Raw genomic sequence first — 11,742 nt, 5'->3', positions numbered from 1 at the left:
GCTGAGTTCGGTATAAGACATAGGGGCAGCACCGTACCGGAAAGGTCAGGTGTTGCACTCAGTTTTTGCCGCCGCCCCATGTAGGCTGATGATTTCTGTGCGCACGGTGAAGTCCTTGTCGATCTAAGAAGTATCAAGTGGAAACTCAGGTGGCTAAGGTGGGTAAGCGTCTTACACAAACTGAGTTGTGATCGTTTCTATAATGAGTGTTGTTGAGGTGCAAGTTCGTGGGGGTGGGCTGCAAGAAAGTTAGTGATTTCTGTAGTTGTCTTGTAACTTGTCTTGGATGTAGGTGGAAGTTTTCTGTCAGGCGCTCGTTGATACAGGGCGCGAGGATAGTGTTGCTCAAACGGAGTGACTCAGGGCTGTCGAGCCGGCGCTTGTATTTGCGCTATTGAATATCTTTTCAGTGGCTTTTCTGCCTGTGCAGCCCGCACTGTTTGGTCGGATGCGACACTTGATTCAGACCTGTACGCGCTGATCTGAAATTTATTGCGTGTGGCGAAAAATCCCCATCAAGATATCGCCTTTGCTGGCGTATCATTAGCCACCTAACGACAGCCAGCCAACGGGATCGCCTGCATGCTCGCCCTCTTTTTTCAGACGCTGAACATCACTGCGCCTGTGTTTGCGATGTTGTTCATGGGGGTGCTGCTCAAGCGCATTAATGCCATCAACGACGGTTTTATCCATACCGCCTCGTCCCTGGTCTTCAACGTCTGTATGCCAGCGTTGTTGTTCCTGGGTATCTACCACGCGGACCTGAGTGCGGCGGTCAAGCCGGGTTTGCTGCTGTACTTTGTGGTTGCAACACTGGGTGGTTTTTCCCTGGCTTGGGCCTATGCCCTGTGGCGTTGCCCGCGTGAAGACCGTGGTGTCTATACCCAGGGTGCATTTCGTGGCAACAACGGGGTTATTGGTCTGGCGTTGGCGGCGAGTATGTACGGTGATTACGGCATCTCGCTCGGTGCGGTTCTGGCGGGCCTGGTGATCCTGCTCTACAACTCGTTGGCGGCGGTGGTGCTGGCGGTCTACAGCTCCAGCACCAAGTCCGACCCGTGGAGCATTCTCAAGAGCATTTTGCGTAACCCGCTGATCATCAGCGTGCTGCTGGCCACTCCAATGGCGTATGGACAGGTGCCATTGCCGAACTGGTTACTGACCTCCAGCGACTATCTGGCGCAGATGACACTGCCGTTGGCGTTGATCTGTATCGGTGGCACGCTGTCGCTGGCATCGTTGCGCAACAGCGGCAGTCTGGCCATCAGTGCCAGCCTGCTGAAAATGGTCTGGTTGCCGCTGATCGGTACTGTCGGCGCGTGGTTGTGGGGTTTCCGAGGTGCCGAGTTGGGCATTCTGTTCCTCTACTTCGGTAGCCCGACGGCAGCTGCCAGCTACGTGATGGCCCGCGCCGTCAACGGCAACCATGAGCTGGCGGCATCGATCATTGTCATCACCACAGTGGCGGCGGCGCTGACGACAAATATCGGCATCTTCCTCTTGCAGTGGGGCGGCTGGATCTAGATCCTGTCACAAAACAATTCAAACGCTGCCTGACCTGTCCGAGGACATTCCATGCAAGACGAGATCACGCCCGAGCGCTTGCATCGTGGGCTGAAGAATCGCCATATCCAGTTGATCGCCCTGGGCGGTGCCATCGGTACTGGCTTGTTTCTCGGCATTGCCCAAACCATCCAGCTGGCTGGCCCTTCGATTTTGCTGGGGTATGCGGTTGCCGGGCTGATTGCATTTTTTATCATGCGACAGTTGGGCGAGATGGTGGTCGAGGAGCCGGTATCGGGTACGTTCAGCCACTTCGCACACCGTTACTGGAGTGAGTTCGCCGGTTTCATGTCGGGCTGGAACTACTGGGTGCTCTATGTGCTGGTGGGCATGGCCGAGCTGACCGCCGTGGGGATCTACATCCAGTACTGGTGGCCAGGCTTTCCGACCTGGGCCTCGGCAGCAGTGTTCTTTGTGTTGATCAACCTGATGAACCTCAGCCAGGTCAAGGTCTATGGCGAGATGGAGTTCTGGTTTGCCTTGATCAAGGTCGTGGCGATTGTCAGCATGATCGCCTTCGGTGGCTGGTTACTGTTCAGCGGCAATGGCGGCCCGGACGCCAGTGTGGCCAACCTTTGGCAATACGGTGGTTTCTTTCCCAACGGCCTGACCGGGTTGTTGATGGCCATGGCGGTGATCATGTTCTCGTTTGGCGGCCTGGAGCTGGTCGGCATTACCGCCGCTGAGGCCGACAATCCGCGCTACAGCATCCCGCGGGCGACCAATCAGGTGATCTACCGCATTCTGCTGTTCTACATCGGGGCGCTGGCGGTGCTGTTGTCGCTCTACCCATGGCAGAAAGTGGTTCAGGGCGGCAGCCCCTTCGTGATGATTTTCCATGCGCTTGATAGCAACGTGGTGGCCACGGTACTCAACCTGGTGGTGCTGACGGCAGCGCTGTCGGTGTACAACAGTTGCGTGTATTGCAACAGTCGCATGCTGTTTGGCCTGGCAACACAAGGCGATGCGCCGAGGCGCCTGCTCACGGTCAACGCACGAGGTGTGCCCCTGGCGGCGCTGGGGGTTTCGGCAGTGGCCACCGGGCTGTGTGTATTGATCAACTATGTGATGCCGGCCAAGGCCTTTGAGTTGCTAATGGCACTGGTGGTGTCATCGTTGGTGATCAACTGGGGCATTATCAGTATCACCCACTTGAAGTTCCGTCGGGCCAAGCAGGCTGCCGGAGAAACGACGTTCTACAAAAGCTGGGGCTACCCGCTGACCAACTACATCTGCCTGGCCTTCCTGGCCCTGATTCTGCTGGTGATGTACTTGACCCCGGGCATCAACATCTCAGTGATGCTGATTCCGGTCTGGTTGGTGCTGTTGCGGCTGGCCTTCTGGCTGAAAAAACGCAACGAGAAGGCTGCCGCCATTTCCAACTGACGCGCCGAAGGCAGGCGAGTGATCGATCAGCCCTGTTGGTAGCTGTCGATCACTTCCTGGGCGGCACGGAAGGCGTCTATCGCTGCCGGAACGCCGGCATACACCGCGCAATGCAGCAACGCCTCGCGAATCTCTTCTACCGTACAGCCGTTGTTCAAGGCGCCGCGCACGTGGCCCTTGAGTTCTTGCGGGCACTTCAATGCGGTCAGTGCGGCCAGGGTAATCAGGCTACGGGTTTTCAGCGGCAAGCCTTCGCGGCTCCAGACACTGCCCCAGGCATGTTCGTTGACGAATGCCTGTAGCGGCGCCGTGAAATCGGTGGCGTTACCCAGTGCACGGTCAACGAAGGCGTCACCCATTACCTGGCGGCGGACCTGTTCGCCGCGTTTCTCGCTGTCACCCATCGTGTTCTCCTTAGTGTTGACGGCGCCAGGCTTGCAGGCTGGTGTAAAGCAGCGTCACCGCGAGCACTGGCAGGACATAGAACAGCATCAATCGCTCAAGCTTCGTCGCCAGCGGCATGCCGGTGGTGAAAGCCACCACGTGCAGACCATAAGCCAGGTACAGGCAGAGAAACACCAGACCTTCGGCGCGGGTGATCCGGTAGCCAGAATAGAACACTGGCAGGGTCAGGACAGCAACGCCGAGCATCACTGGCAAGTCGAAGTCCAGTGCATTGGGGGAAATCGACAAGGGCGTCGGGGCCAGCACGCTGGTCAGGCCCAGCACGGCGAGCAGGTTGAACAGGTTGCTGCCAATGACGTTGCCCACGGCGATCTCCCGTTCGCCACGCAAGGCGGCGATCAGTGAGGTGGCCAACTCGGGCAGTGAGGTGCAGACCGCAACTACTGTCAGGCCAATGATTCGTTCGGAGAGTCCCAGGTCGACTGCCACCTCGACCGAGGCTTCCAGCAGCAAATGCCCGGCCAGGCTGAGAAGTCCCAGGCCGGCAGCCATCAGCAAGAGGCTATTGAACCAGAAGCCTGCGCTGCGCTGTGGCCTTGGCCCTGGGGCCGGATAGGTGCGCGCGTGGTGCCGGGATTGGTGCCAGAGCAGGCTCAGGTAAGCGACCAGTGCGCAGAGCAGCAGGGCGCCTTCCAGGCGGCCAAGCAGTTCATTGAGCGCGAGTAGATAGACCAGCAGGCTGGCGCCGATCATCAAGGGGATGTCCAGCCTTACCAGTTGTCGGGAAACCCGCAGTGGAATAATCAGTGCGGCCAAGCCAAGGGTTACCAGAACGTTGAAGATGTTGCTGCCGATGACACTGCCTACGGCGACGTCTGGCGCGCCGCTGTAGGCCGCTTGAATACTGACCGTCAATTGCGGTGCGCTGCTGCCGAAAGCTACCAGGCTAAGACCAATGATCAGCGGCCTCACCTGCAGGCTTTCGGCCATGCGCAGGGCGGCACGCACCAGCAGCTCGGCACCTGTGATCAACAGCAGCAGGCCGCTGATCAGTTGCAGCAGGCTGAAGGTCGGTAATGAGGCCAGGTCAAAAATGGTCGTGCTCCCTCAAAGGTCAGTCGCTAAGACCTTGTACCCGTACGCGGGCCGTTCCGCTACGGATCATGCCCAATTGTTCGGCGGCAGCACGGGAGAGATCAATCAGCCGGCCGCGAGTGTGCGGGCCACGGTCGTTAATGCGCACCACCACGCTGCGTTGGTTGTTCAGGTTGGTGACGCGTACCTGTGTGCCGAAGGGCAGGCTGCGGTGCGCAGCGGTCAGTGCGCGTTGATTGAACGGTTCGCCACTGGCAGTACGCTTGCCGTGGTGACGGGCGCCGTAATAGGAGGCCGTACCACTTTCATCATAACCGTGAGGGTCGATGTCGTGGCTGGCACAGCCGGCAACCAGGGTGAACAGTGCTAGCGCACTAAGCGGACGCCACATGAATCAGATACTCCGAGGTGTGTGCATGGCTGGCAAGGCTGGCTCTTACAAGGTGCAGGCCTGGTAGGAGCCAGCGTTGCTGGCGATGCAATTACCCTTCGAGCTTGCTCTTGAGCAATTGGTTCACTTGCTGCGGGTTGGCCTTGCCTTTGGACGCTTTCATTGCCTGACCGACGAAGAAACCGAACATCTTGCCGCGCTTGGCTTCATCGGCGGCGCGGTACTGCTCGACCTGCTCGGCGTTGGCTGCCAGCACTTCGTCCAGCACTTTCTCGATCGCGCCGCTGTCGGTGACTTGCTTCAGTCCGCGGGCCTCGATGATGGTGTCGGCATCGCCTTCACCGGCGGCCATCGCCTCGAAGACCATCTTGGCGATCTTGCCGCTGATGGTGTTGTCGATGATGCGCGAGAGCATACCGCCCAGTTGTGCGGCACTGACCGGTGATTGCTCGATTTCCAGGCCCAGCTTGTTCAGCAGGCTGCCCAGTTCGACCATGACCCAGTTGGCGGCCAGTTTGGCATCGCCACATACGCCAACCACCTGTTCGAAGTAGTCTGCCTGTTCGCGGCTGGAAGCCAGCACGTTGGCGTCGTAGCTGGACAGGCCGAACTGGCTCTGGAAGCGCTCGCGTTTCTGCGGTGGTAGCTCCGGCAGGGTGGCGCGGGTGGCTTCGAGGAAGGCCTCTTCGATGACCACAGGCAGCAGGTCCGGGTCGGGGAAGTAACGGTAGTCGTTGGCTTCCTCCTTGCTGCGCATCGAGCGGGTTTCGTCCTTGTTCGGGTCGTACAGGCGGGTTTCCTGGATGACCTTGCCGCCGTCTTCGATCAGGTCGATCTGGCGTTGCACTTCGCTGTTGATCGCACGCTCGATGAAGCGGAACGAGTTGACGTTCTTGATCTCGCAGCGGGTGCCGAACTCGGCCTGGCCTTTCGGACGAATCGAGACGTTGCAGTCGCAACGCAGCGAGCCTTCGGCCATGTTGCCGTCGCAGATGCCCAGGTAGCGCACCAGCGCATGGATCGCCTTGACGTAGGCCACGGCTTCCTTGGCGCTGCGCATTTCCGGCTCGGAGACGATCTCCAGCAGCGGGGTGCCAGCACGGTTCAGGTCGATGCCGGTGGCGCCGCTGAAGTCTTCGTGCAGGCTCTTGCCGGCGTCTTCTTCCAGGTGCGCGCGGGTAATGCCGATACGCTTGACGGTGCCGTCTTCCAGGGCGATGTCCAGGTGGCCCTTGCCGACGATCGGCAACTCCATCTGGCTGATCTGGTAACCCTTGGGCAGGTCAGGGTAGAAGTAGTTCTTGCGGGCGAACACGTTGTGCTTGCCGATCTCGGCGTTGATCGCCAGGCCGAACATGCAGGCCATGCGCACGGCTTCCTCGTTCAGCACCGGCAGCACGCCGGGCATGCCCAGGTCGATCAGGCTGGCCTGGGTGTTCGGCTCGGCGCCAAAGGTGGTGGCGCTACCGGAGAAAATCTTCGACTGGGTGGCGAGCTGGGTATGAATCTCCAGCCCGATAACAACTTCCCATTGCATGTGTGTATTCCTCAGAAGCCTTTAGGTGCGCGGGTGTGCCAGTCAGTCACTTGCTGATAGCGGTGCGCGACGTTGAGCAGGCGGCCTTCCTGGAAATACGGGGCGAGCAATTGCACGCCGACCGGCAGACCTTCGACGAACCCGGCCGGCATCGACAGGCCCGGCAGGCCCGCGAGGTTGGCGGTGATGGTGTAGACGTCTTCCAGGTACGCAGCAACCGGATCGTTGTTCTTCGCGCCAATCTTCCAGGCCGGGTTCGGCGTGGTTGGGCCGAGAATGACGTCGACCTCGTTGAAGGCGGCCATGAAGTCGTTCTTGATCAACCGACGGATTTTCTGCGCCTGCAGGTAATAGGCATCGTAGTAACCCGCCGACAAGGCGTAGGCGCCAACCATGATCCGGCGTTGTACTTCAGCACCGAAGCCTTCGCCGCGCGAGCGCTTGTACAGGTCGGTGAGGTCTTTCGGGTTTTCGCAGCGGTAGCCGAAGCGCACGCCGTCGAAGCGCGACAGGTTGGAAGAGGCTTCTGCCGGCGCGATCACGTAGTAGGCCGGAATGGCGTGCTGCATGTTCGGCAGGCTGATTTCCTTGATGACCGCACCGAGCTTCTCCAGCTCTTTGACGCTGGCCTGGACCAGGTCGGCAATGCGCGGATCGAGACCGGCACCGAAGTACTCCTTCGGCAGGCCGATGCGCAGGCCTTCAAGGGATGCATTCAGGTTGGCGCTGTAATCGGGCACGGGCTCATCGATGCAGGTGGAGTCCTTGGCATCGAAACCGGCCATGCCTTGCAGCAGCAGTGCGCAGTCTTCGGCGGTGCGGGCCATCGGGCCGCCCTGATCGAGGCTTGAGGCATAGGCGATCATGCCCCAGCGCGAAACACGACCATAGGTCGGCTTGAGGCCGGTCAGGTTGGTCAGCGCCGCAGGCTGGCGGATCGAACCACCGGTATCGGTGCCGGTGGCGGCTGGCAACAGGCGTGCGGCGACAGCCGCGGCCGAACCACCGGAAGAACCGCCAGGGACGTGCTCGAGGCTCCACGGGTTCTTGACGGCGCCGTAGTGGCTCGATTCGTTGGCCGAGCCCATGGCGAACTCGTCCATGTTGGTCTTGCCCAGGGTGACAGTGCCAGCTTCGGCCAGCTTGCTGACAACGGTGGCGTCGTAGGGCGCCTTGAAGTTGTCGAGCATCTTCGAGCCGCAGCTGGTCCGCACGCCTTGGGTGCAGAACAGGTCTTTGTGGGCGATCGGCGCGCCGAGCAGGGCACCGGTCTCGCCAGCAGCACGCCGTGCGTCGGCGGCACGGGCCTGGCTGATGGCCAGCTCTTCGGTGATGCTGATGAAACTGTTAAGTTGTGGGTCGAGTTGCTGAATGCGTGCCAACAGTGCACGGGTCAGTTCTTCGGAGGAAAAACGTTTGTCGGCGAGTCCGCGGGCGATCTCGGCCAGGGTCAGTTGATGCATGGCAGGCTCTTTTCCCTTACTCGATGACTTTCGGAACCAGGTACAGGCCGTTTTCGGTCGCCGGGGCGATGGCCTGGTACTGGTCGCGATGGTTGCTTTCGGTGACCACGTCAGCGCGCAGGCGCTGGCTGGCTTCCAGCGGGTGGGCGAGTGGTTCGATGCCGGTGGTGTCGACGGCTTGCATCTGGTCGACCAGCCCCAGAATACTGTTCAGGGCATCAGTGGTGCGTGGCAGATCGCTTTCATTCAGGCCCAGACGGGCCAAATGAGCAATCTTTTCCACGTCGCAGCGTTGAAGCGCCATGGGAATCTCCAGGGAAACAAAAAAACGGATTTCATCCGTGATGAGGAACATGCCGGCAATTTTACGGTCATACGGCCGCGATCATGTGCTGGCTTGCTCGGAAAAACTGCCAATTTAACATATTGGCGCCTTGCCCAAAATCCCCGCCGTTGTTAGAGTTTGCCGCACTTTTTTACCCACGCGTTGCCTAGGGTCACTTTCCCATGTTCAAGAAACTGCGTGGCATGTTTTCCAGCGATCTTTCCATCGACCTGGGCACTGCCAACACCCTTATTTACGTGCGTGAGCGCGGTATCGTCCTGAATGAGCCCTCGGTCGTGGCCATTCGTACTCACGGCAACCAGAAAAGTGTCGTCGCTGTCGGTACCGAAGCCAAACGCATGCTGGGCCGTACGCCCGGTAACATTGCTGCCATTCGTCCGATGAAGGACGGCGTTATCGCCGATTTCAGCGTTTGCGAAAAAATGTTGCAGTACTTCATCAACAAGGTTCACGAAAACAGCTTCCTGCAGCCCAGCCCTCGTGTGCTGATCTGCGTGCCGTGCAAATCGACCCAGGTCGAGCGTCGTGCCATTCGTGAGTCGGCGCTGGGCGCCGGTGCCCGTGAAGTGTTCCTGATCGAAGAGCCAATGGCTGCTGCGATCGGTGCAGGCCTGCCGGTTGAAGAGGCGCGCGGTTCGATGGTCGTCGATATCGGTGGTGGTACCACTGAGATTGCACTGATCTCCTTGAACGGCGTGGTTTATGCCGAGTCCGTGCGTGTGGGCGGCGATCGTTTCGACGAAGCCATCGTGACCTACGTGCGCCGTAACTACGGCAGCCTGATCGGTGAGTCCACCGCCGAGCGCATCAAGCAGGAAATCGGTACCGCTTATCCGGGCGGCGAAGTCCGCGAAGTCGATGTACGCGGCCGTAACCTGGCAGAAGGCGTTCCACGTGCTTTCACCTTGAACTCCAACGAGGTGCTCGAAGCGCTGCAGGAGTCCCTGGCGACTATCGTCCAGGCGGTCAAGAGCGCGCTGGAGCAATCACCGCCCGAGCTGGCTTCGGATATCGCCGAACGTGGCCTGGTGCTGACCGGTGGTGGCGCGTTGCTGCGCGATCTGGACAAGCTGCTGGCCCAGGAAACCGGCCTGCCGGTCATCGTCGCCGAAGATCCGCTGACCTGTGTCGCCCGTGGCGGTGGTCGTGCGCTGGAGATGATGGACAAGCACACCATGGACCTGCTCTCCAGCGAGTGATCTTGCCTGCAGCCATCCGATGAGTGGTTTACAGGTAGTGCCAAGGGTGCTACCTGTATGCGGTTGTCGGCGCCTTCAGGCGCCGCATCGCCTTACGCCACGCGTCGGCACGTGTGTTGCCGTATGATTGACCTCCTGAATAGTCGCCCACGAGGAACGGCCCATTAAACCGCTTTTCGCCAAAGGCCCTTCACTGGGTGTTCGCTTGCTCGTGCTGGTGGTGCTTTCGGTCGCCCTGATGGTGGTCGACGCGCGCTTTTCGGTGTTGCAGCCGGTGCGCCAGCAAATGTCGCGGGTACTGATCAAGGCCTACTGGGTTACCAACCTGCCGGAGCAGTTCTGGCAGGGCATCTCCAACCAGTTCGGCAGCCGTGCCGAATTGATGGCCGAGAACGAGAAACTCAAGACCGAGGCGCTGCTACTGCAAGGTCGCCTGCAGAAACTGGCTGCCCTGACGGAACAGAACGTGCGTTTGCGCGAGCTGCTCAATTCCTCGGCATTGGTTAACGAAAAGGTCGAGGTCGCCGAGCTGATCGGTATCGATCCGAACCCGTTCACCCACCGTATCCTGATCAACAAGGGCGAGCGTGATGGCGTCGTACTGGGGCAGCCTGTGCTCGATGCTCGCGGCCTGATGGGGCAGGTGGTTGAACTGATGCCTTACACGTCCCGTGTGCTGCTGCTCACCGATACCACTCATAGCATTCCCGTGCAGGTCAACCGCAATGGCTTGCGCGCCATTGCCAGCGGCACTGGCAACCCGGAGCGCCTTGAGCTGCGTCATGTTGCCGATACCGCCGACATCAAGGAGGGCGACCTGCTGGTCAGCTCTGGCCTCGGTCAGCGGTTCCCGGCCGGTTATCCGGTGGCCACGGTCAAGGAAGTCATTCACGACTCAGGCCAGCCTTTCGCTATTGTCCGTGCGGTACCAACGGCGGCTCTCAATCGCAGCCGCTACATGCTGTTGGTGTTCAGTGACAGTCGTTCTCCTGAACAGCGCGCCACCGAAGCGGCCCAGGCCCAGGAAGCCGCGGACCGGCAGAAGCTCGCCGTGCCAGGTGATGCCCCGGCCACGGTTGCGCCCGCGCAGGCCACGCCTGCTGCCACGGCACCTGTTGCAGCGCCTGCTGCACCTGGTCCCGCGGCAACTGCCCCGGCCCATGGCGCAGGTGCTGCGCCGGTCAACTCCCGGGAGAGACACTAATGGTTAGTACCCGAAGCAGAAACGGCTGGGTCATTTGGCTGAGCTTCGTGATCGGCATACTGTTGAGCGTTGCCCCCATGCCAGAGGGCTCCGATCACCTGCGCCCTTTGTGGCTGGCGTTGTTGCTGGTGTTCTGGACGCTGACGCTGCCGCACAAGGTCGGAATGACTACGGCCTTTGTGCTCGGCCTGGCATCCGATGTGCTGTGTGGGACCCTGTTGGGACAGAACGCACTGGTGCTGACCTTGATCAGCTTTCTGATCCTGTCGCTGCAACAGCGGTTGCGCATGTTCCCCATGTGGCAACAGAGCCTGGTGGTACTGGTGATCTTTGGCCTGGCGCAGTTGGTCCAACTGTGGCTAAGCGCCCTGACCGGTAACCGCCAGCCGACCCTCGCCTTGCTCTGGCCTGCCGTTGTCAGTGCCTTGCTCTGGCCCTGGATCAGCTACGCCTTGCAAGGCTTGCGCCGCCGACTCGGCATCCACTGATTCCACTGCCCGCCGTTGACAGGGAGACGTCAAGATGACTCCGCTTTACCTGGCCTCTGGTTCGCCACGCCGTCGTGAACTGTTGACCCAGATTGGTGTGCCATTCACGGTCATCAGTGCCTCTATCGATGAAACCCCCCTGGCCGATGAGTCGGCCTGTGCTTATGTCGAGCGTCTGGCGCGTGGCAAGGCATTGGCCGGGCTGGCAATGCTCGCCGCCACGGAGGCGCGCGCGCCCTTGGCGGTCTTGGGGGCTGATACCGCGGTGGTTCTGGATGGGCAGATTTTGGGTAAACCGCAGGACCGTGCCGAAGCCCTGGCGATGCTCGCTGCGCTTTCCGGGCGCGAGCATGAGGTGTTGACCGCTGTTGCCATTACCGACGGTTCCCGTTGCGAGAGCCTGTCTGTGAGCAGCCGCGTTGTGTTTCGCTCGATCAGCCCGGCCGAAGCGCAGGCTTACTGGGAGAGTGGCGAGCCGCATGACAAGGCCGGCTCTTACGCAATCCAGGGCCTGGGGGCCGTGTTCGTGCAGGGCCTGAGTGGTAGTTATTCAGCCGTTGTCGGCTTGCCGCTTTGTGAAACGGCCGAACTGCTGGCGCGGTTCGGCATTCCTTGCTGGCAACGCCTCCAGGCCTGTTGAGCGAGGATGCACTGAAGCTGCCAGC

General features: G+C 60.4%; 12 protein-coding genes. 6 read left to right on the top strand and 6 right to left on the bottom strand.

Going from position 1 to position 11,742, the window contains the following annotated elements; genetic code table 11:
- Positions 1-582 precede the first annotated feature (582 nt).
- Both CYD26_RS14040 and CYD26_RS14035 read left to right on the top strand, forming a co-directional pair.
- On the top strand, positions 583-1,524 hold the full coding sequence (locus CYD26_RS14040; protein WP_065759384.1) for an AEC family transporter: 942 nt from the start codon (positions 583-585) through the stop codon (positions 1,522-1,524).
- A gap of 51 nt (positions 1,525-1,575) precedes the next feature.
- Positions 1,576-2,949, top strand: a complete 1,374-nt coding sequence (locus CYD26_RS14035) for an amino acid permease (RefSeq protein WP_102052857.1) — start codon at positions 1,576-1,578, stop codon at positions 2,947-2,949.
- A gap of 26 nt (positions 2,950-2,975) precedes the next feature.
- Here the strand turns inward: CYD26_RS14035 and CYD26_RS14030 are convergent, their stop codons facing one another.
- The 6 genes from CYD26_RS14030 to gatC form a co-directional block, all read right to left on the bottom strand.
- Positions 2,976-3,353: a carboxymuconolactone decarboxylase family protein gene (locus CYD26_RS14030; protein WP_065759386.1), complete on the bottom strand. Its 378-nt coding sequence runs from the start codon at positions 3,351-3,353 to the stop codon at positions 2,976-2,978.
- 10 nt (positions 3,354-3,363) lie between these two features.
- Positions 3,364-4,407 carry a calcium/sodium antiporter gene (locus tag CYD26_RS14025; RefSeq protein WP_099773631.1) on the bottom strand — a complete coding sequence of 348 codons (1,044 nt, stop codon included), beginning with the start codon at positions 4,405-4,407 and terminating at the stop codon, positions 3,364-3,366.
- 61 nt (positions 4,408-4,468) lie between these two features.
- On the bottom strand, positions 4,469-4,840 hold the full coding sequence (locus tag CYD26_RS14020; protein WP_065759388.1) for a septal ring lytic transglycosylase RlpA family protein: 372 nt from the start codon (positions 4,838-4,840) through the stop codon (positions 4,469-4,471).
- Between the two features lie 91 nt (positions 4,841-4,931).
- Positions 4,932-6,377, bottom strand: a complete 1,446-nt coding sequence (gene gatB, locus CYD26_RS14015; protein ID WP_102052856.1) for an Asp-tRNA(Asn)/Glu-tRNA(Gln) amidotransferase subunit GatB — start codon at positions 6,375-6,377, stop codon at positions 4,932-4,934.
- Positions 6,378-6,388: 11 nt separating this feature from the next.
- A complete protein-coding gene (gene gatA / locus CYD26_RS14010) occupies positions 6,389-7,840 on the bottom strand; it encodes an Asp-tRNA(Asn)/Glu-tRNA(Gln) amidotransferase subunit GatA (protein WP_102052855.1) in 1,452 nt (483 codons plus the stop codon).
- 16 nt (positions 7,841-7,856) lie between these two features.
- Complete coding sequence (gene gatC, locus CYD26_RS14005) at positions 7,857-8,144, bottom strand: Asp-tRNA(Asn)/Glu-tRNA(Gln) amidotransferase subunit GatC (protein ID WP_065759404.1); 288 nt, start codon at positions 8,142-8,144, stop codon at positions 7,857-7,859.
- Positions 8,145-8,347: 203 nt separating this feature from the next.
- Between gatC and mreB the strand changes: the two genes are divergently transcribed.
- The 4 genes from mreB (at position 8,348) to CYD26_RS13985 (ending at position 11,717) form a co-directional block, all read left to right on the top strand.
- A complete protein-coding gene (gene mreB / locus CYD26_RS14000; RefSeq protein WP_008371426.1) occupies positions 8,348-9,385 on the top strand; it encodes a rod shape-determining protein MreB in 1,038 nt (345 codons plus the stop codon).
- Positions 9,386-9,548: 163 nt separating this feature from the next.
- Positions 9,549-10,589: a rod shape-determining protein MreC gene (mreC, locus tag CYD26_RS13995; protein ID WP_371917226.1), complete on the top strand. Its 1,041-nt coding sequence runs from the start codon at positions 9,549-9,551 to the stop codon at positions 10,587-10,589.
- Positions 10,589-11,077, top strand: coding sequence for a rod shape-determining protein MreD (gene mreD / locus CYD26_RS13990; protein WP_099773634.1), 489 nt, complete (start codon positions 10,589-10,591; stop codon positions 11,075-11,077). The genes mreC and mreD overlap by 1 nt, the downstream gene beginning before the upstream one ends.
- 34 nt (positions 11,078-11,111) lie before the next feature.
- The gene (locus tag CYD26_RS13985; RefSeq protein WP_102052853.1) at positions 11,112-11,717 is read left to right on the top strand and encodes a nucleoside triphosphate pyrophosphatase; all 606 of its coding nucleotides are present in this window, start codon (positions 11,112-11,114) and stop codon (positions 11,715-11,717) included.
- Positions 11,718-11,742: the final 25 nt, after the last annotated feature.

The organism is Pseudomonas sp. FFUP_PS_473 (genome assembly GCF_002858665.1).
GTDB classification, from domain to species: domain Bacteria; phylum Pseudomonadota; class Gammaproteobacteria; order Pseudomonadales; family Pseudomonadaceae; genus Aquipseudomonas; species Aquipseudomonas defluvii.
This window is presented reverse-complemented; position numbering and strand designations above follow the sequence as displayed.

What these genes read in the sequence shown, in the direction of transcription:
- CYD26_RS14040 (WP_065759384.1), top strand. Translation starts at nt 583, where the DNA reads ATGCTCGCCCTCTTTTTTCAGACGCTGAACATCACTGCGCCTGTGTTT.
- CYD26_RS14035 (WP_102052857.1), top strand. Translation starts at nt 1,576, where the DNA reads ATGCAAGACGAGATCACGCCCGAGCGCTTGCATCGTGGGCTGAAGAAT.
- CYD26_RS14030 (WP_065759386.1), bottom strand. Translation starts at nt 3,353, where the DNA reads ATGGGTGACAGCGAGAAACGCGGCGAACAGGTCCGCCGCCAGGTAATG.
- CYD26_RS14020 (WP_065759388.1), bottom strand. Translation starts at nt 4,840, where the DNA reads ATGTGGCGTCCGCTTAGTGCGCTAGCACTGTTCACCCTGGTTGCCGGC.
- gatB (WP_102052856.1), bottom strand. Translation starts at nt 6,377, where the DNA reads ATGCAATGGGAAGTTGTTATCGGGCTGGAGATTCATACCCAGCTCGCC.
- gatA (WP_102052855.1), bottom strand. Translation starts at nt 7,840, where the DNA reads ATGCATCAACTGACCCTGGCCGAGATCGCCCGCGGACTCGCCGACAAA.
- gatC (WP_065759404.1), bottom strand. Translation starts at nt 8,144, where the DNA reads ATGGCGCTTCAACGCTGCGACGTGGAAAAGATTGCTCATTTGGCCCGT.
- mreB (WP_008371426.1), top strand. Translation starts at nt 8,348, where the DNA reads ATGTTCAAGAAACTGCGTGGCATGTTTTCCAGCGATCTTTCCATCGAC.
- mreD (WP_099773634.1), top strand. Translation starts at nt 10,589, where the DNA reads ATGGTTAGTACCCGAAGCAGAAACGGCTGGGTCATTTGGCTGAGCTTC.
- CYD26_RS13985 (WP_102052853.1), top strand. Translation starts at nt 11,112, where the DNA reads ATGACTCCGCTTTACCTGGCCTCTGGTTCGCCACGCCGTCGTGAACTG.